The sequence below is a fragment of the Paenibacillus sp. FSL K6-4396 genome, from assembly GCF_038002525.1.
GTDB classification, from domain to species: domain Bacteria; phylum Bacillota; class Bacilli; order Paenibacillales; family Paenibacillaceae; genus Paenibacillus; species Paenibacillus amylolyticus_B.
Genome location: NZ_JBBOCR010000001.1, coordinates 5,929,048 through 5,946,525, shown reverse-complemented (window position 1 = coordinate 5,946,525; position 17,478 = coordinate 5,929,048). Strand labels below are relative to the sequence as shown.

Below are 17,478 nucleotides of genomic sequence, written 5' to 3'. Positions count from 1 at the left end.
ATTCGAGGTTAGTTTAGCCAATGAGGAGTGCTTGTCCCTTTCATGTTGTTGTTACTTTCTATCCAGTGTCCACGTGCTGTCCTTCTTTTTCGGGACAACGGTGCATAAGGTTAACATATAGCCTATAGCTCATCCCGTAGGGGAGGGACACTTCGATGATGAGAAGAAAATGGCGAAGCCGGAGACGCCGTAAGCCGCCAAGTGGCAAACGCAAAATGTGGTTGATCATTTTATTGGTCACCGCGTTTTGTTTGATGCAGGGCTTTGCTTATGTGGATAAAAAGATGAAGCCCCCCATCATGCACTTGGCCAAGATCAGAGTGAAGCAGATTGCGACCGAAGCGATCAACAAGGCGATTACAGCACAGGTTGCCGATGGCAAAACCAACGAAGGACTGATTGACTGGAAGACGGATACTGCCGGGAAAGTGTCCGGTTTCATGCTGAACTACAATGAGCATATGCGAATCACTGCAAGTACGATGAATATTGTGCAATCCACGCTGCAAAATGTACACATGTTAAAAGAAAAAATCCCGCTGGGGCAGGCGCTGGGCAGTCCGGTGTTGGCTTCATTTGGCCCGAGTATACCGGTTCGTATTGAGCCCCAAGGCGCTGTCAAAGTGGATCTGAACACCCGTCAGCAGAATGCGGGTATTAACATGATTTTGGTGGAAGTGTACATTCACATTATTGCTGAGGTCGCGGTCGTGGTGCCCTTCGACATGGAACCCGAAACGGTTGATACGGAAATCCCGATTTCCTACCTTTTGGTTGTCGGGGATGTGCCAATGTATTATTACGATAATCAGGGCAAGCCAGTGGGCAGTAACGGTAGTAATGCCCCAGCTATTGCGCTGCCATCAGGTCATACGGGTGTATCAAGCGGTAATGGAGTAACTACGAATCCCCCTAGCCAGAAACAGCAACAGACGCCGTCAGACCATTTGCAAGGGAATGAACTTGAAGAAATTGAGCCGGATGATCTGCCTGATGTGAATGGGGGATTACAGCTCAATAAGGACGCGCACCCATGATACACACAAATTTGAATTACTAAGCATTCGAAAAAGGGGCCTCTATTAAAGAGGTCCCTTTTTCGAATACTTATCGTGCATATCCTCGTCTCACTTACTTTTCTTGTTCTTTTGTTTGCGTTCATCCTGTTCCCAATGTTTCAGTTGTGGATAAGGATCGAACGACCATTCGTGCAGTCCGCTGTCCCGGTAGATACCATAGTGCAGATGCGGAGGAAATTTGCCCTGTGTTCCAGGTTTCCCGTAACCCGAACTGCCAACCCAACCTACAACCTGACCGGGGATCACAACTTCACCGATGCGTGCACTTTTGTCAAAACCCGAAAGATGGGCGTAATAGTGATAATGGTTGTTCAAATCCCGAATTCCGATGCGCCAGCCGCCAAACGGGTTCCAGCCTTTGATCTCCACGACACCGTAACAGGTACTGCGTACAGGCAGGCCATGCGGAGCGAAAATATCTGTTCCCTCATGAATACGATAACCGCCCCAGCTTCTTTTTGTCCCCCAGGTACTGCGATAGGAGTAGTTGGTTCCGAGTGGGACCGGAAAGGCATGTCCGAATAGATCCAGATTGTCAAAATGCTCATATAACTTCGCGAATTGCTGTATCCGCTGCACAGCACGGGAGTTGTGATAATATTCCCACAAGGCAATGTTGAAGTCCTCTTGTTTGTTCCCGTAACCTTGAATAACAGAAGCCATGCTGTACAACACATCCTGATCATTGTTGGCATCCGCTATACCGTCTCCTGAACCATCCCGTCCATATCCTTTGAAAAAAAGAATGGATTCCGGATGTTGATCCGTCTCATCGGGATTTAGCCATCCTCTCCAGGCCGGAGGGGTCATGAAGATACCCGTAAGCCGCTCCGGATGCTTGCGATCCTTTGGGTGTGCACGAGTAATCGTACGTTCATACTGATCAATGGCGGCAAGCCTGTACCAGGGAATCTGGGTCATCTGACCAATGGTTTCATATAAATGGCGACGTGCAGCGAAAATTTCTGCGGGTTTTAACTCGGCAGCCTGTGGTTTGGGAGCGGCCTGGGCGGGTTCACCGTAAACTTCAACAGGCAAGAATGGGAGAAGCAGAGTACCTGCAAGTAATGTTTTGATCCAAAAGCGGTACGTGTGCCTGAAGGTCAAGCGTTGTTGCACTGGGATGCAGCCCCTTTCCATTAGAATGATACAAGGTACCCGATGAACCAAGCTAAAGGTTAGCGTTCTTCAAAAGTTCTCATTTTATCCATGTAAGCTCTTGGGGGGGAATCCAATTATACAAATTGTCCATATCGGGCATGAATGCACAAGATGTGACAAATGGGGGTTTTTCCAGCGCTTTCATGGTATAATATGTTCCGAGCAACAGCCTAACTTCAGTAGAAAGAAGGTTTATGCATTGGCTAAACGTGTTAAAGAACCGAAGCCGGATTGGATTCGGATCAAATTGACAACCGGCGATAACTATCAGGAAATGAAAACGATGATGCGTTCCAAAACGCTGCATACGGTATGTGAGGAAGCACGGTGTCCGAATATTTATGAATGCTGGGCCAATCGAACGGCCACTTTTATGATTTTGGGCGACATTTGCACAAGGGCATGCCGTTTTTGCGCGGTGAATACAGGCTTGCCAACGGAGCTTGATTTGCAGGAACCAGAACGTGTGGCGGAAGCAGCAGAGCAGATGAATCTGCAACACTGCGTAATTACAAGTGTAGCCCGTGATGACCTGAAGGATGGGGGAGCTACGATTTTTGCAGAGACCGTGAAGGCCGTAAGACGACGGTTGCCATTGTGCAGCGTTGAAGTACTCATTCCAGACTTTCTGGGCGATCGGGAATCTTTGCAGATTGTAATGGATGCCAAACCGGACATTCTGAATCACAATATTGAGACGGTTGAGCGGTTGTCAGACAAAGTGCGTGCCAAGGCAAAATATAAACGTTCACTGGAATTGCTTGCTCGTGCCAAAGAAATGCAACCTAACATCCCTACGAAATCAAGCATCATGCTTGGTGTAGGTGAGGAATATAATGAAATTTTATCAACAATGGATGATCTTCGTGCGGTGAACTGTGATATTATGACGATTGGTCAATATTTGCAGCCATCGGAGAAACATCTGTATGTTGAAAAGTATTATCCGCCAGAGGAGTTTGCTGCATTGAAACAGGAAGGATTAAAACGTGGGTTCAGCCACGTCGAATCCGGCCCGATGGTACGCAGCTCCTACCATGCGCATGAACAGGTGAAATCGGCTACCAAACATGCTGAACAGGCGGCAACACACGCGTGATGGAGGATACCGGATTGGAAGAAGAAAAAATCACAGAACAGATTCAGGACCAACTTCAGGAGCAGATCCAGGAGCCGGTTCAGGAATCAGTTGTTGAATCAGTTGAGGAAAAGCCCAAAGAACCGGTCATTGTACAGATCGGCGGCAAAAATTATGAAATCGTCCAGAACCACAAAGAGGGCTGGAATCCAGAGGTCTTCCGTGATCGTTACAGTGAAGTGCTGGAGCGTTATGATTATATTATCGGGGACTGGGGTTATAGCCAGCTGAGGTTAAAAGGGTTTTACCGTGATAACCATCCAAAAGCGACAAAGGATTCCACAATCGCCAGTATGGTGGATTATATCAATGAATATTGTAACTTTGGCTGTGCGTACTTTGTGCTTCAGAAGAGCAAGGATCAACCTCAAGCCAAAGCAAAAAGCGGTTCCTGAGAAGGACCGCTTTTTTGGTGTGTTATTTTAGTCAAGAAATGCCGTGCGAACCCGGTTCCAGAATGGATAAGGGCGAAAACGTGCAAAACTGACCTTGTGACTGGATACCTGACAACGGACGGAGATCAGATCCTCCACCATCACATTCACATGATCAATCGTCATCAATAACCGCTGATCCTTGCGGGAGAAAATATCACAATGATGATGCTTGGGCAAAATAACCGGTGAACCAAGTGTACGATAGACCCGGTTATTAATCGATGCAATCTCCGCAATCTGAATCGCCTCGATGGTTGGATGAACCATGGCACCGCCAAGGGCCTTGTTGTATGCCGTGCTGCCTGATGGCGTGGATACACAGATGCCATCCCCACGGAACATCTCAAATGTCACATCGTTAATATCGACCTGGGCTACGACGGTACCGTCTACACCTTTTAACGTAAATTCATTAAGGGCGATGTAAGAGGAATTCCCCGACTTTTTACGAATCTCAAGCTCCAAGAGTGGGTATTGTACAATACGTGGTTTGAGACGCTCCGGATCTCCCTTGCCACTCATCAGCCTGACTAACTCCCGTAATTCTTCCTTCTTCCAATCGGCGTAAAAGCCGAGATGGCCTGTATGAACCCCAACAAAAGCAATATCCGGAATACGGTCGATGAAATTGTGAAATGCCTGTAGCATCGTACCATCGCCCCCGATGGAGATAACAATCTCCGGCGATTCTGCATCCAGCTTGAACCCTTCTTCCTTCGCCAGCGCATGAAACTGCTGACTGAGATCAATCGATAACTGGTCTCCGCGGTCTTGAACATAGTATCTCAAGATGAAAGCTCCTTTGTGGTCATTATACTACCGATGATAATCAATTCCGCTGAAGAACACAACGTTTGGGCGCATATTCAGTTAAATATAGATGAATCGTTCACTTATTTTTTGGCATGTCGTCTAGGTTTGAGAATGGAACTTAATATCGCAAGGAATAACAACAACACGATGAGGCTTACAAAAACAATCATTCCGGATAAAAAAATCAGTCCCCAGTCCGGTGTATACGTTGATAACGATGGGATGAAACCGGGCTCCATGAGAACGGGTGAAGAGGAACGCCCCATCATGGGTGTCCATAACAGCAGGACCAGCACAGGGGCGATTAGCGCATGGATTGCTCTGGCAAATAGAAATGGACCGTATCTCATGGGTGTGTTGCTAAGAACACTCATAATCTGTGCATGGACGGATAATCCACCCCAAGAGAGAACAAAGGCTGCTGCTGCTACTTTATAGACGAGTGGGATGGATGCCCCGGCACTCCCAGCCTCTTTGTTCCCCAGCGTTACTTCAAACAGCCCACCGACCAAGCTAGGAGATAAGGATGGAGGCAGTCCGCTATGTCGTAACAATTGCTCGGTTATCCCGTATAATCCGCCAAGCCAACCGGTCTGGACAAGTAGCTCCATCATGACCGAGAAGAATACAACCAGCCCTCCTACGATAATAATAAGGCGAAGGGATGAGGAGACTGCCTGGCGCAGCAGTTCACCAAATGCCCGCCCGTCAGCTTTTCTTGCTTCATGCATCGCATAGATGGCCCGGACCAGTCTGTTTCTAGGTATCCCCTCCGTTGGAGATCCAGAAGAACTGTCTGGGTGTGAGCCTTTTGCTGTACCCCCGTGAAAACGCATGAGCATACCCACCAGAAAAGCTGCAGCGTAATGGCTCGCAACCAATACTGGAGCAATGGCGACATTATGGAAGAACCCAACCGATACCGCTCCAATCATGAAGATCGGATCGGATGATGTAGTGAAGGCAACGAGCCGTTCTCCTTCTTCCCGAGTAACCAGCTTTTGTTCCCATAACTGAGCGGTGAGTTTTGCCCCTGTAGGATAACCGGATGCACAGCTCACGGCAAATACAAAACCACCGCTTCCGGGAACACGAAACAATGGACGCATCAGTGGATTCAGCAAGGTACCTAGAAAATGAACAATGCCAAAGCCGAGCAGCAGCTCGGACAGCACCAAAAAAGGAAAAAGGGAGGGAAACAATACGTCCCACCAGATGGACAGTCCGCGTACACCTGCATGCCAGGTTTCCGCTGGATACAAGACCATTAACACACAAAGGGTCAGGAGAGCGAGTGTGACCAGGACATGGGTGAGTCGTTGTGAAGCAGCCATGAATTCTTCTCCTTTATTTTTGGAATGGTCGGTGTGCGGAAGTCTGTGGTGTTATTGCCATCAATATATGAAAAAAAGTGGACAAACAGTACAAAATTATACGTAGAAAGCGCTTGCAAAAGTGGCTGTGTTTTTGAGTGATGTGTGCTAAAATGAGAAAAACGCCTGAACGTCACCTAATTGTCTCCAAGGTGGAATTCAATTCGGATGGAGTGATGATCATGAGTCTTGTCACCGGAATCCTGGTCTGTGCTTTTGTATATGTGATACGTGCCTCGCTGGTACGCTCTGAGGAAGAGGACTGGCGGAGTTATTAATGAAATACTAGTGCGCCAACCCAAGCGGTTGGCGCTTTTTTTGTGTTATGTTTCGAATAAGGTCCTATATACAGATGGCAGGTTACATGTCCTGATGATTTCATGTTATATAGGACTTTTTGGTTTTTTTTGATAGAATGGAGATAAAGGCTTTTGTGGCCTGGATATTGTTACTGTTTTCACAATGTTCACGGAACGTGTAATATATGGCAAAATTCGACATCAGAAAGGGGAATCAGACGAATGAATCCCAGTTTAAGCATTTATGACAATCTTGGCGGTGAGAAAGGTGTTCGCGCACTGGTCGAGGCTTTCTATCCGATCGTTCAGCAGAATGAGCAGCTGGCTCCGCTTTTCCCGGAAGATATTCAGCCGGTCATCGACAAGCAGTATATGTTTTTGTCTCAGTTTTTTGGAGGACCAGGGCTGTTTTCCGAGGCGTTTGGACATCCGATGATGCGTGCCCGTCATATGCATTTTGAAGTGACGGTTGAACGGGCTGAGGCGTGGCTTGCATGTATGGATCAAGCCTTAACACAGATTGGTGTGGAGGAGCCCTTGCATGCGTTTATCCTGCAGCGTTTATCCGGGCCTGCACATCATTTTGTAAATACACCGTAGATCCGAATATGATTATAAGCGTACGGGAGAGGGATGGAAGAGATTGGAATTAGAGCCGCTGTATAAGGTGAAGGTGACCTGCCATTATTGCGAAACCGAGTATGAAACCTCACGGGTAAGACCGAGTTTGAAAAGGCCCTACCGGACGGATTCGGATTTTTGTGCTTACTACAAGCTGGAGAATCCAGATTTTTATGTGGTTCGCATCTGTCCGCAGTGCGGGTTTGCCACGACGGAGAACGCAACGGAGCATTTAAATGATGCTCAGCGCAAGGCTTTTAAGGAACAGATCGGTAACCGCTGGGTTAAACGTGATTATAGCGGAGCACGAACATTGGAACAGGCGTTGGCAACGTACAAGCTTGCCTTGCTGTGCGCACAGGTTATCCGGGAGAAAGATCGTGTCGTCGCTGGTCTGTTGCATCATATAGCTTGGTTGTATCGTTATATGGAGGACCATGCACAGGAACATCGTTTTCTTGAATTTAGCCTGGAAGCCTATGTGAAGGTGTTCGAACGTGAAGGAACGGGTGGCAATGAAGCCAAACTGTTGTATTTGCTCGGGGAATTGAACCGCAGGGTAGGACGGTTTAATGAAGCAGTGCAATGGTTCAGCAAGGTCATTCATGACAAGCGGATCACAGATGCGGCCATGATTCGTGCTTCAAGGGAACAGTGGGCCGTGCTGCGTGAGCAGATGATTTCAAGTAAGTTGGAACTCCCTGAAGAGATGCTGGAAACAGACAAAGAGGCTGCAAAGCGCAGCCCCCTCTAGGTTGATCTTACATTAGTTACGGACAGGACGGCTGGATAACAAATAGTCACTGTCGTTGTCGATCACGGTCATGCTTGTATTACAGCAGGGAAAGACCAGTAATTTCTTTTTGCCTTCGCGAATGAGCACAAGCTCTTTGGGTTTGAGGGGGAGCAGCACGTTGCTTGCATGACAGTAGGGACATTGCTGTACATAGATGTCTCCCATCACAATATCGTAAGGCCAGCTGTTCTCAAACGGAATCATTCTTGTTCGCCTTCTGGTGCGGAAGGTTTGGAGGTTTCTTGTTTGGCGAGTTCCGCAATCTTCTGCATCAGGATATGTTGGGGCATGTGCATCAGGTGCTCCAAAGGTACGCCCAGGGATTCTGCTAATTTGACGGCTGTATCAGCCGATACTTGTAAAGGTTTCATACGTTTACCTCCTGAAGGTTGCTATAAGTATTTCTCTAGTATAGAGATATGGCTGACAGAAAACCAGTTTTTAATTCAATCCTAACCATCCAATTTATAGAGAGAGGTGCCTTATTAAATGAAAACGCCATTACACCCCGTATGGGACCTGGAGTCCATTTTTAGTGGAGGTTCTTCCTCCGAGACATTTGCTGCGTATCTGATTGAACTGGAAGAGGATGTACGTAAACTGCAACATCTGCTGAACGAAACAGCTGCACCGACTTCATTAGAAGAGACGGCTGCATTTGATCCGATTTTGGAACTGCTGCAAAGCTGTTATATCCGCATATCGGAAGGATCTGCGTTTGTATCCTGCCTCTCATCGCAAAACCAGAAGGACAAAAAGGCAACGCAGCTTCAGGGCGCCATCAGTTCTATTGCAGCGATGCTGAACGGCAGCAAATCGAAGTTTGATAATACACTCAGTCAGACATCGGATTCGGTGTGGGACGCTTGGATTGCTCGGGAAAATATTCAGCCGCTGGCATTTGTACTGAACGAGAGTCGCACGCTGGCTCGTGAGAAGCTGTCGCCTGAACTGGAAGGTCTTGCTCTGGATCTGGGTGTGGATGGTTACCATGGTTGGGGCAAATTCTATAACACGATTGTCAGCAAGGTGAACATTCCGTTTGAGCAAGATGGGGAAACGGTGATGCTCTCCGCAGGACAGGCTGCCAACAAGCTGAGCGATAGTGATCGGAATGTACGCGAGACGGTATTCGCAAACTGGGAGCAAGCTTGGGCCGATGTCGAAGATTTCTGTGCTGACACGCTGAATCACCTCGCGGGATTCCGTCTGAAGTTATATGAGAAACGTGGCTGGGATGATATCCTCAAAGAACCTCTGGCCATCAACCGGATGTCACGTCAGACACTGGATACGATGTGGGATGTGATTAACGGTGCCAAACCTGCGCTTGTTCAATATCTGGAGCGCAAGGCAGAACTGCTGGGGGTAGACAAGCTCAGCTGGAGCGACGTAGATGCACCTGTAGGTAAATCGAGTGGCAAAATCACTTACGATGAGGCAGCCATCAATATTGTTGAACAGTTTGCCAAGTTCAGTCCTAAACTTTCCTCGTTTGCAGAAATGGCTTTTGAGAAACGCTGGATCGAAGCAGAAGACCGTCCTGGCAAGCGTCCAGGTGGATTCTGTACGTCTTTGCCACTTAGCAAAGCAACCCGAATTTTCATGACCTTCTCCGGGACACCATCTAATGTGTCGACTCTTGCGCATGAACTTGGGCATGGATATCATCAACACATCATGGAAGAGTTGCCCGCATTGAATCAGCGTTATGCGATGAATGTGGCTGAGACAGCGTCCACGTTTGCTGAACTGATTGTAGCAGATGCCCTGGTGCAGGCGGCAACAGATGAGCAAGAGAAGCTGGCTTTGCTGGAAGACAAGATCCAGCGAAGTGTGGCTTTCTTTATGAACATCCATGCCCGGTTCCTGTTTGAGAATCGTTTCTATGAACAACGCAAAAAAGGTCTGGTCAACGCGGATGAATTATCTAAATTAATGGTGGAGGCGCAGCAGGAAGCGTTCTGCGGTGTACTTGCATCAGATCATCCTCATTTCTGGGCATCCAAACTGCATTTCTATCTGACGGGTGTGCCATTCTATAATTTCCCATACACGTTCGGTTATATGTTCAGTGCGGGAATCTATGCGAGAGCACAGCAAGAAGGAACGGCATTTGCAGATAAATACGATGATTTGTTGCGGGATACAGGGCGTATGACGGTCGAAGAACTTGCTCAGAAACATCTGGGTACGGACCTGACACAACCGGAATTCTGGCAAAATGCTGCGGACTTGGTTATTGCCGATATTGAGCAGTTTCTGCAGATGACAGCAACCGAAAAATAAGTTGAATATAATAGGTTGAATATATATAAAAAGGCTGCAATTTCGTGTTAACAGACACAGGATTGCAGCCTTTTTTTGTACAGAATCCTCATTTTTGATTCTCGAAGATTTTGTCGTAATTAAGTGAAAAAGCTCAGTTTAAGGGAGTGGAATGGCAATTAATTGTGCAAATCATAGTTAGAAATACCCAACTTTGCCGTTCTTTGTTGAATGAGCACATATGATGTCATATAATGAGTCGTAAGTCCTTGCTGTATAGGACTATAAGCATATAAGGAGAGTATTAATATGAAAATTGATGAGCTTTCATTAGCGAGACAGTTGGATCTGGTGTTCAAAGAACTTGATCATGAGTTATCAGGGTTAGATTCAGGGGTGGTTTTTGTGCAAATACGAAACAACGTAATTGGGAAATTCGGTATTCGACATAATCCGATAGCTGGACGAGATGGGCAGATGGATGTGGAGGAAGGGGGGCTAAACCAAAACCAGAGAACTTCTTTCCGGGCAATGGCACTGGAGACGTTGAAATTCAAACGCAATTGGACGCATGGCGAGATATCATACGACTTCACAGTAAGACAAGGTATGATTTTGGTAGATGCAACGATGGAGTCTAATTACAATATGGCGAGCCTCATGATTCGTTACCCTAGAACCAATACATACAAGGATTCAGATATGGAGTCGACCTCATAATTCGTTGCACAAGAGAAAGCGGCACTTCCGAAGAAGGCCGCTTTTGGATTCTGTTTGCTTAAGCAATAATTACGAGCTTACGAACGACCCGATAATTGCTGCTCAGCGATTTGCACCAGACGTTTAGTGATGTATCCACCCAGAGAACCTGTCTCACGGGAAGTATAGTTACCGTAGTAACCATCTTGTGGAATAGTTACACCCAGCTCTTGTGCAGCTTCCATTTTCAATTGTTGCAATGCTGCAGTTGCTTGGGGAACGACCAGGTTGTTGGAGCGGCTACCGCTACCTTGGTTTTGACCTCCGTACATATGTGTCACCTCCTTATGGGTTGGTGATGTTAGTATGGTTAGAGAATACGGAAATATACATGATATGGCGTAAGGGAAAATATGGATAACTATCAGTGCACAGGACACATAAAAAAGCCGACCCAATGCGGGTCGGCAAGTTGTATTTGGATATCAAAATATAGGTTGATATGCGTAAAAGCAAAATAGAGGATGATCAGCTCGCTTAGTCTGTAGGAGGTATAACCTCAATACGTGTAAATAACTCAACAGGCTGTTCCGGTTCCAAGCGAATCAACCCGGTTTGTTCATCCGAGAAAGCCAAATTAGGTGCATCCGGGAGCCAAGTGTACGGTTCAATGCACAAAAACTGATCGGATTCACCTTTGGTAAAGAGAACCCAATGTTTGAAAAATGCTTCATCTGCTGAATATTTCAATGTATATCCATCTTGCCTGCGTAAGTAAGCCGTAGCCGGTTCAGCTTCGGTAGCTTTCAACAGGGTATCCCAGTTACGTCCCTGCAAATTGATGCCTTCGTTCAGAGCAGACCATTCACCCAGAGATTCCAGTTCACCTGTCGGTAATTGTTCTTCATTCTGTCCGTATATTCCGGAAACAGGCAGTTGCAGTGTCCAGTCGGCAGGTTTGCCGTCTAACAAAAACCATGTATGATATCCCATCCCAAAAGGAGCAGGTGTTGAGCTCAGATTGGTGACTCGCAGACGCTGGCTAAATACAGCGTTTTGCAGACTGAACGTCATCTCAAGTTTCAGGGGAATCGGGAATTGAGCCATCCAATGCTCTTCATTTTCGGTCAGTAATTCAGTCGTAATTGCACAGCCGTCTTCATCTTCCTCAATGTCACTGACACACCAGGATTGGGTACGGTGGAGACCGTGAATATGGTTGTCATTCGCCGTGTTCTGATCGAACTGGTAATGAACGCCTTCATATTCGAATTGTCCACGATGAATGCGGCCTGGTGGTATCAGGAGAGGAACGCCAAAATGGTACGGCTTCTGCAGATAAAAGGCAAGATCGTCTTCATCCGGACGGCGAACGACATCTCTGTCCTGCACTAAATCACGAATAGAAATAATATTATTTCCAAGACGCGGCAGCAGGGTGATTTCCAATTCACGGCTATGTAGGATATACGTGTCGTAACCATTCCATTGGCCTTTGGTCACTTGTTTCATATCGATGCTCCTTTTCCCACTTGAAATCTGTCTGCAAGCAGTTATGATGAAGCTACTGCTGCAGGCGTGTCGTTGTGTACATGCCAGCTATTTCCTGCGCTATTTCGTGTGAAGCAGACAACAGGATAAGCAATTCCATCATAACAGATTTTGATGTCTCGGGTAAAAAAGTTCAACTCATTTTGACATTCGCGCCTGTGCGCATTAAGATGGAACTCTGAAAGCATTTATTAGAATTGAATGACATGAAATCGATGACAGGGATAAGTAGGCCAAGAGAATCCTCTTCAGAAAGCCGGTGGTTGATGTGAACCGGTGTGAGCTCTGTACCGAATGGACCCTTGAGTGTAGGTTTGAACAGGTTAAGCCGGAGATGGGCTTGCCCCACTAGAGTCTGCCGTTTAATCCACGTTACGGAACAATGAAGGCATTTCTCCGGCTTGACTTGATTCAGGGTCAGGAGCAATAGAAGAAAAGCGAATAAGGGTGGCACCACGGTCTCACGTCCCTTGCGGATGTGGGGCCTTTTTGCGTTCGCAGAGAATGGCAGGAGTTTTTTTATATACAATCAGGGAGGCGTTATGTGTAATGAAAACAGTACTTTCAGGTATTCAGCCAAGCGGTAAGCTCACATTGGGCAACTATATTGGTGCAATCAAAAATTTTGTAAAACTCCAGCATGACTATCAATGTCATTTCATGGTGGTTGATCTTCATGCCATCACCGTGGCACAGGAGCCAGCAGCATTGCGTGAACAGTCGGAAGCGGTAGCTGCGCTGTTTATTGCAGCAGGTATTGATCCGTCGAAATCTAACGTATTTCTGCAATCCCATGTACCGCAGCACGCGGAATTGGGCTGGTTGATGACAACGCTGACCTCCATGGGTGAGCTTGAACGCATGACTCAGTTTAAGGATAAATCATCCGGTAAAGATTCCGTTGGTGCTGGACTGTTTGTGTATCCATCATTAATGGCGGCTGATATTTTGTTATACAATGCTGACCTTGTACCCGTAGGTGAGGATCAGAAGCAACATCTGGAACTGACACGTGATCTGGCAGGGCGTTTTAACCACCGTTATGGGGAGTACTTCACCATTCCAGATCCGTATATCCCACAGGTAGGTGCACGGGTAATGTCACTTGATGATGCCTCTTCGAAAATGAGCAAAAGTAACCCTAACGCTGGCAGTTATATTGCCCTGCTGGATCCGCCAGATGTGATTCGCAAAAAAATCAGTCGAGCCACTACAGATTCGGGACGTGAAGTCGTCTATGATCCGGCAAACAAACCGGAAGTCAGCAACCTGATGAGTATCTACGCGGAATGTGCGGGTATGACGCTTAAGGAAGTAGCTGAGCGTTATGAAGGCAAGATGTACGGTCCGTTCAAAAAAGAACTGGCTGAAGTGGTTGTGTCTGTTATTGAACCCCTGCAACAACGTTATAATGAGATTCGCGAGTCTGGCGAATTGGCGGATGTTCTGGATACGTCAGCCCGCCGTGCAGAAGAAGTTGCAGCTCAAACGTTGGATGCAGTGAAAGAACGTATGGGATTTGTCCCGAGACGTAAACATTAGTCCTGAACAATATAATCATTTCACGCAATGAATAGTTAACATGAATAAAGAGGAGCCCTATTGAAGGACTCCTCTTTATTTGTGCGTTCATTATTGAACTATCAAATGACCTGCTCAAGAAGTGGGCTCTGAAGCAGCCGAGCGAACTTCCTGACGTTCTTTTTTGGCGCGAATCACAAATCCCCAGCCAATGTTGGCAATGGACAGGACAAACAGTAGTGCAGCAAACCAACCGGAGTAGGAGATCATAATTGCTGAAACCGTTAACAAAATAATCGAAGAGAATGCGAACCATAAAGACAAGCCCTTACTCATTGGGAAAAACCTCCATCTACAAATTTAGTAAAACTCCGTATAACCTGTAGCCTACGAGCCATAATAATCTTGCAAGCTTGCAATTACATTACAGACACAGATTGAAGGGAGATTATAAATATGGCTCAAGGATCTCGTTCTAACAACTTGGTGGTACCTCAGGCAAATTCAGCACTGCAACAATTGAAAATCGAGGCTGCACAGGAACTGGGTGTAACTATCCCACAAGACGGTTACTATGGTAACTACACTTCCCGTGAAACAGGATCTTTGGGTGGATATATCACCAAACGTCTGGTACAAATCGCTGAGCAGTCTCTGGCTGGGTCTGGCAAATAATTTATTTTAACCAACAGCAACAAAACAGGATAAACAGAAAGCCCGGAGCGGAAACGCTCCGGGCTTTCTCGCGTATCAGTTCCTATGTCTGATTGTGCCTTGCCATGCTCACTTCGTCAAGGGCGTGCAGATAAAAGTTTTTTATCCATTTTCTCATCGCTTAACCAGCCTACATACGTATCAATCGTCTCAAAATTCCGATCCATCACAATTACAGCGACAAATGGATATTGTTTTCGGTGTCGATAACGTACATCTGCCCAACGGACCTTGTAACCGGCAGGCAGTTCTTCAACCTCTGCCACCGCATAGGAGGTGAAATAGAGGAAGGCACTGACTTCCGGTGATTTGCGTGAAGCAGCAACGGCCGCATGAGTAGAAGACGAGGCGTGCAGACTCCATACCAGATTAGAACCATCCATTTTACCGATCACATAACTGCCGTCCTCAACTCGTTTAACCACATGCCAGCGGTTCCAGGATATCGTTGGAATGACGATGTATCTTGCCTGCTCTGGGCTGTTGTCGAGACGTCTAACTTTTCTGACTGCTTGTGCACGAGCAATCGTTCGCCATATATAATATAAACCGGTCAAACTATACAACGTAACGAAGAGTGGTGCAGGGGCGATCAGATCAAAGGCCCATAACAAGATAGCTATGACATGTGTAGTGAATAGAAACGGATCAAAAATATGAATGATGTTCCAGGCGATCCAGCGTTCCGTGAAAGGCCGGGCGGCTTGGGTTCCATAGGTGTTGAACAGATCGGTGAATACGTGAAAGCCTACGGCCACAGCTGTCCAGGTGGCAACGTGTCCAATAGGGACACCAGGGAATATCAGTGCAATGACGCCTGTGATGAGCAAAACCCATAACAGGAGAAATGGCAGAGAGTGTGACAAGCCCCGATGATTCCGAATGTAAAGCGAATTGCTTTTGAGACGTAACGCAGTATCGATGTCAGGGGCCTGGGAACCGGCGATCGTGCCAACCATTACCGCAGCTGCAAGCATGGGACTAGCCGCGACAACAGGGTCGACATAAGCCAGACCGGCTAAACCAATCCCCATGACAAAATGTGTAGAGGTATCCATAAACGTCTCCTTTGTGTGGTGTATCGTTCTAAGGCATATTACTTCTCTATCTAGGTGATACCCATATATAGTGTATAATATCCGTCTGTCAGGATGCAAAACATCCCTAATTTCAAAGTTATGACAATTTCCTGTGACATACCCAATAAATGTACGTAGTTTGTCAAACTATTTTGGCAGTTCCTATGATAAACTTTATATCGGATACAGTGAGAAAAAGCGCCAGAGAACTTACGATACTATTCGAATGATATACAACGCTAAAATAATTTATGGGCATTGTTCCTTTTAACCGTTACAATAATATAGAATCTCATAATAAGTAGGTTTCTTTGAATACATATGTCACAGTAGATGGGTAAAGCGAAACAAACGTGATTTTCGGTTCACATGTGTATGCGTATTCATAAGAGAAGATACAGAAGGGACGAGGAAGATGCTGAAAAAGTACAAATGGACATGGATGCTGCTCGGGCTCGCACTGATAATGGCTGTGTATCTGATGTGGGGCACCGTATTTGCCAGTAAGGAAAAATTACCCGAGATTCGTGAAATCCAATCCTTTTCCATGGAAAATGTAGATGGCAGTACGGTATCACTGGAGGATACTCAAGGGAAAGTCCGATTGTTCTACTTTTATTTCACCAGTTGTCCGGATGTCTGCCCGATTACGACGTTTACGTTATCTCAGGTGCAGGATCTGTTGAAAGAGGACGACACCTTCGGTAAAGATGTCTCATTTGTATCCATTTCATTCGACCCGAAAGTCGATACAAGAGAGAAGATTAAGACGTTTGCGGACCGCTTCCACGCGGATTATTCCGGATGGTACTTCTTGCGAGGGGATATGGACAAAACAAAACAGTTGGCCAGGGATTCATTCCAGATCCTAATCGATGGGGAGAGTAAGGATGATTTTGCCCATATGAACATGATTGGTCTGGTGGATCAGAATAACCAGCTGCGCAAGGTATATAACGCATTTAATACAGAGGACGTTGTGCCAGCTGTCATTGCCGAGGATATTCGTAATCTGATCAAGGAATAATCATCTGATCATCATACTGTAAAGGCTGCCTTCAGGTTGGATATCAACCTAAGGCAGCCTTTTGGCATTTCTTTTAAAAGGAAGGATGTTCAGGGTATTGGATGTATGTCTCTAACCCGGCTTTCTCCAGCTGGGCAATGATATACTCATCAGGTGTTCCTTCCACACCCGCATATCCTCGTCGTGTATACATCTGTACTGCATCCGGGAATGCATCCCGAAGCACACCTCTAATTTTTTTGCCAGAACTGTCATTATCCATAAATAAATAAACTTCATCATAACCGACTTGCTTGCGCAGGGTCTCCAACTTGAGGGAATTAAGTGTTCCAAACGTACATAGAATGTTGATTTCGGGTCCAACCAGACGTTTCAGTTTGCTTCGATCATTCTTACCTTCCACAATGACATGAATAGGCATGATATTCACCTCTTGTTCGAGAGCTTATGTCGACATTCCCCGGGAAATGTTGCAGCGAAAATCGACTGATTATATAAGTAGGACTCCTTTCTTTACACTGTTCACCACGCGGACAGGAGCACGTCTGATTTCTAAATTCTTCTTCACATACATCAGGAATTATTTCTGATCAGTAGTGGTCGTTACGGTTACGGATCGTTCCTTCGATCGCTGTTGTCTCCAAATTTCTGATTGATTTTATTTTTTATAGGTTGAAATATGGAGACAAAGGCGAACGCTACCGCTTCTTCAAAATCGATTCCGTCCCCTTCACTACTTCCAATGATCGTCCATACCTAATGATGATATTTAAGAAAAAGTTGAAATCTTGAAGACAGCGCTTATGCCCCCTAGGTCGTTCCGTTCGTGTGTAAAACGTTAGTCCATTTTATATAGTTTAGCTGTAAATGGGGGAATGATGCAAAGCTAATGAAAATACTGG

21 protein-coding genes and 1 other annotated feature are annotated in these 17,478 nt (G+C 46.2%); of the genes, 11 read left to right on the top strand and 10 right to left on the bottom strand.

Annotated features, from left to right (window positions below):
• The first annotated feature begins 155 nt into the window (after nt 1-155).
• Nucleotides 156-1,037 (top strand): sporulation protein YunB, encoded by an 882-nt coding sequence (yunB, locus tag MHB85_RS26030; RefSeq protein ID WP_341073927.1) that lies wholly within the window; start codon nt 156-158, stop codon nt 1,035-1,037.
• A gap of 90 nt (nt 1,038-1,127) precedes the next feature.
• Here yunB and MHB85_RS26025 read toward each other — a convergent pair whose 3' ends face one another.
• Nucleotides 1,128-2,198, bottom strand: coding sequence for a M23 family metallopeptidase (locus MHB85_RS26025; protein WP_076319835.1), 1,071 nt, complete (start codon nt 2,196-2,198; stop codon nt 1,128-1,130).
• A gap of 241 nt (nt 2,199-2,439) precedes the next feature.
• Here MHB85_RS26025 and lipA point away from each other — a divergent pair, with 241 nt between their 5' ends.
• Together lipA and MHB85_RS26015 are read left to right on the top strand one after the other, a co-directional pair.
• Nucleotides 2,440-3,339 (top strand): lipoyl synthase, encoded by a 900-nt coding sequence (gene lipA, locus MHB85_RS26020; RefSeq protein ID WP_017692371.1) that lies wholly within the window; start codon nt 2,440-2,442, stop codon nt 3,337-3,339.
• 14 nt (nt 3,340-3,353) lie between these two features.
• Nucleotides 3,354-3,773, top strand: coding sequence for a YutD family protein (locus MHB85_RS26015; protein WP_235200693.1), 420 nt, complete (start codon nt 3,354-3,356; stop codon nt 3,771-3,773).
• 27 nt (nt 3,774-3,800) lie between these two features.
• On the opposite strand, the gene MHB85_RS26010 is transcribed toward MHB85_RS26015, so the two are convergent.
• Both MHB85_RS26010 and ylbJ read right to left on the bottom strand, forming a co-directional pair.
• Nucleotides 3,801-4,604, bottom strand: coding sequence for an NAD kinase (locus tag MHB85_RS26010; RefSeq protein WP_036673293.1), 804 nt, complete (start codon nt 4,602-4,604; stop codon nt 3,801-3,803).
• A 104-nt stretch (nt 4,605-4,708) separates the two neighbouring features.
• Nucleotides 4,709-5,962: a sporulation integral membrane protein YlbJ gene (gene ylbJ / locus MHB85_RS26005; protein WP_100529781.1), complete on the bottom strand. Its 1,254-nt coding sequence runs from the start codon at nt 5,960-5,962 to the stop codon at nt 4,709-4,711.
• Between the two features lie 152 nt (nt 5,963-6,114).
• Here ylbJ and MHB85_RS26000 point away from each other — a divergent pair, with 152 nt between their 5' ends.
• From MHB85_RS26000 to MHB85_RS25990, 3 genes are all read left to right on the top strand, one after another.
• Complete coding sequence (locus MHB85_RS26000; protein ID WP_155984997.1) at nt 6,115-6,279, top strand: hypothetical protein; 165 nt, start codon at nt 6,115-6,117, stop codon at nt 6,277-6,279.
• Nucleotides 6,280-6,522: 243 nt separating this feature from the next.
• On the top strand, nt 6,523-6,900 hold the full coding sequence (locus MHB85_RS25995; protein WP_076254602.1) for a globin domain-containing protein: 378 nt from the start codon (nt 6,523-6,525) through the stop codon (nt 6,898-6,900).
• A gap of 43 nt (nt 6,901-6,943) precedes the next feature.
• On the top strand, nt 6,944-7,675 hold the full coding sequence (locus MHB85_RS25990; protein ID WP_036605724.1) for a DUF2225 domain-containing protein: 732 nt from the start codon (nt 6,944-6,946) through the stop codon (nt 7,673-7,675).
• A gap of 12 nt (nt 7,676-7,687) precedes the next feature.
• Here the strand turns inward: MHB85_RS25990 and MHB85_RS25985 are convergent, their stop codons facing one another.
• Both MHB85_RS25985 and MHB85_RS25980 read right to left on the bottom strand, forming a co-directional pair.
• A complete protein-coding gene (locus MHB85_RS25985; RefSeq protein WP_017692378.1) occupies nt 7,688-7,921 on the bottom strand; it encodes a hypothetical protein in 234 nt (77 codons plus the stop codon).
• Nucleotides 7,918-8,088, bottom strand: coding sequence for a YycC family protein (locus MHB85_RS25980; protein WP_074096390.1), 171 nt, complete (start codon nt 8,086-8,088; stop codon nt 7,918-7,920). The genes MHB85_RS25985 and MHB85_RS25980 overlap by 4 nt, the downstream gene beginning before the upstream one ends.
• A 118-nt stretch (nt 8,089-8,206) precedes the next feature.
• On the opposite strand from MHB85_RS25980, the gene MHB85_RS25975 reads away from it, so the two are divergent.
• Both MHB85_RS25975 and MHB85_RS25970 read left to right on the top strand, forming a co-directional pair.
• The gene (locus tag MHB85_RS25975) at nt 8,207-10,006 is read left to right on the top strand and encodes a M3 family oligoendopeptidase (protein ID WP_192135852.1); all 1,800 of its coding nucleotides are present in this window, start codon (nt 8,207-8,209) and stop codon (nt 10,004-10,006) included.
• 288 nt (nt 10,007-10,294) lie between these two features.
• Nucleotides 10,295-10,705, top strand: a complete 411-nt coding sequence (locus MHB85_RS25970; RefSeq protein WP_341073926.1) for an O-methyltransferase — start codon at nt 10,295-10,297, stop codon at nt 10,703-10,705.
• A 77-nt stretch (nt 10,706-10,782) separates the two neighbouring features.
• On the opposite strand, the gene MHB85_RS25965 is transcribed toward MHB85_RS25970, so the two are convergent.
• Both MHB85_RS25965 and MHB85_RS25960 read right to left on the bottom strand, forming a co-directional pair.
• Complete coding sequence (locus MHB85_RS25965; RefSeq protein WP_105601328.1) at nt 10,783-11,016, bottom strand: alpha/beta-type small acid-soluble spore protein; 234 nt, start codon at nt 11,014-11,016, stop codon at nt 10,783-10,785.
• Between the two features lie 205 nt (nt 11,017-11,221).
• Nucleotides 11,222-12,196, bottom strand: a complete 975-nt coding sequence (locus MHB85_RS25960) for an aldose 1-epimerase (RefSeq protein WP_341073925.1) — start codon at nt 12,194-12,196, stop codon at nt 11,222-11,224.
• 245 nt (nt 12,197-12,441) lie between these two features.
• Nucleotides 12,442-12,709 (top strand) — a binding site (T-box leader).
• A 75-nt stretch (nt 12,710-12,784) separates the two neighbouring features.
• On the opposite strand from MHB85_RS25960, the gene trpS reads away from it, so the two are divergent.
• Nucleotides 12,785-13,777, top strand: coding sequence for a tryptophan--tRNA ligase (gene trpS, locus MHB85_RS25955; protein ID WP_192135854.1), 993 nt, complete (start codon nt 12,785-12,787; stop codon nt 13,775-13,777).
• A gap of 114 nt (nt 13,778-13,891) precedes the next feature.
• Here trpS and MHB85_RS25950 read toward each other — a convergent pair whose 3' ends face one another.
• On the bottom strand, nt 13,892-14,092 hold the full coding sequence (locus MHB85_RS25950) for a hypothetical protein (protein WP_017692385.1): 201 nt from the start codon (nt 14,090-14,092) through the stop codon (nt 13,892-13,894).
• A 120-nt stretch (nt 14,093-14,212) separates the two neighbouring features.
• Here MHB85_RS25950 and MHB85_RS25945 point away from each other — a divergent pair, with 120 nt between their 5' ends.
• Complete coding sequence (locus MHB85_RS25945; protein WP_017692386.1) at nt 14,213-14,431, top strand: alpha/beta-type small acid-soluble spore protein; 219 nt, start codon at nt 14,213-14,215, stop codon at nt 14,429-14,431.
• Nucleotides 14,432-14,547: 116 nt separating this feature from the next.
• On the opposite strand, the gene MHB85_RS25940 is transcribed toward MHB85_RS25945, so the two are convergent.
• A complete protein-coding gene (locus MHB85_RS25940) occupies nt 14,548-15,528 on the bottom strand; it encodes a metal-dependent hydrolase (protein WP_036605731.1) in 981 nt (326 codons plus the stop codon).
• 436 nt (nt 15,529-15,964) lie between these two features.
• On the opposite strand from MHB85_RS25940, the gene MHB85_RS25935 reads away from it, so the two are divergent.
• Nucleotides 15,965-16,576, top strand: coding sequence for an SCO family protein (locus tag MHB85_RS25935; RefSeq protein WP_341073924.1), 612 nt, complete (start codon nt 15,965-15,967; stop codon nt 16,574-16,576).
• Nucleotides 16,577-16,649: 73 nt separating this feature from the next.
• Here the strand turns inward: MHB85_RS25935 and MHB85_RS25930 are convergent, their stop codons facing one another.
• On the bottom strand, nt 16,650-16,997 hold the full coding sequence (locus MHB85_RS25930) for a toprim domain-containing protein (RefSeq protein WP_192135859.1): 348 nt from the start codon (nt 16,995-16,997) through the stop codon (nt 16,650-16,652).
• Between the last annotated feature and the right edge of the window lie 481 nt (nt 16,998-17,478).

Bases quoted from the DNA above. Each gene is read 5' to 3' on its own strand.
- yunB (WP_341073927.1), top strand. From the start codon at position 156: ATGATGAGAAGAAAATGGCGAAGCCGGAGACGCCGTAAGCCGCCAAGT.
- ylbJ (WP_100529781.1), bottom strand. From the start codon at position 5,962: ATGGCTGCTTCACAACGACTCACCCATGTCCTGGTCACACTCGCTCTC.
- MHB85_RS26000 (WP_155984997.1), top strand. From the start codon at position 6,115: ATGAGAAAAACGCCTGAACGTCACCTAATTGTCTCCAAGGTGGAATTC.
- MHB85_RS25995 (WP_076254602.1), top strand. From the start codon at position 6,523: ATGAATCCCAGTTTAAGCATTTATGACAATCTTGGCGGTGAGAAAGGT.
- MHB85_RS25985 (WP_017692378.1), bottom strand. From the start codon at position 7,921: ATGATTCCGTTTGAGAACAGCTGGCCTTACGATATTGTGATGGGAGAC.
- MHB85_RS25980 (WP_074096390.1), bottom strand. From the start codon at position 8,088: ATGAAACCTTTACAAGTATCGGCTGATACAGCCGTCAAATTAGCAGAA.
- MHB85_RS25975 (WP_192135852.1), top strand. From the start codon at position 8,207: ATGAAAACGCCATTACACCCCGTATGGGACCTGGAGTCCATTTTTAGT.
- MHB85_RS25970 (WP_341073926.1), top strand. From the start codon at position 10,295: ATGAAAATTGATGAGCTTTCATTAGCGAGACAGTTGGATCTGGTGTTC.
- MHB85_RS25965 (WP_105601328.1), bottom strand. From the start codon at position 11,016: ATGTACGGAGGTCAAAACCAAGGTAGCGGTAGCCGCTCCAACAACCTG.
- MHB85_RS25960 (WP_341073925.1), bottom strand. From the start codon at position 12,196: ATGAAACAAGTGACCAAAGGCCAATGGAATGGTTACGACACGTATATC.
- trpS (WP_192135854.1), top strand. From the start codon at position 12,785: ATGAAAACAGTACTTTCAGGTATTCAGCCAAGCGGTAAGCTCACATTG.
- MHB85_RS25950 (WP_017692385.1), bottom strand. From the start codon at position 14,092: ATGAGTAAGGGCTTGTCTTTATGGTTCGCATTCTCTTCGATTATTTTG.
- MHB85_RS25945 (WP_017692386.1), top strand. From the start codon at position 14,213: ATGGCTCAAGGATCTCGTTCTAACAACTTGGTGGTACCTCAGGCAAAT.
- MHB85_RS25940 (WP_036605731.1), bottom strand. From the start codon at position 15,528: ATGGATACCTCTACACATTTTGTCATGGGGATTGGTTTAGCCGGTCTG.
- MHB85_RS25935 (WP_341073924.1), top strand. From the start codon at position 15,965: ATGCTGAAAAAGTACAAATGGACATGGATGCTGCTCGGGCTCGCACTG.
- MHB85_RS25930 (WP_192135859.1), bottom strand. From the start codon at position 16,997: ATGCCTATTCATGTCATTGTGGAAGGTAAGAATGATCGAAGCAAACTG.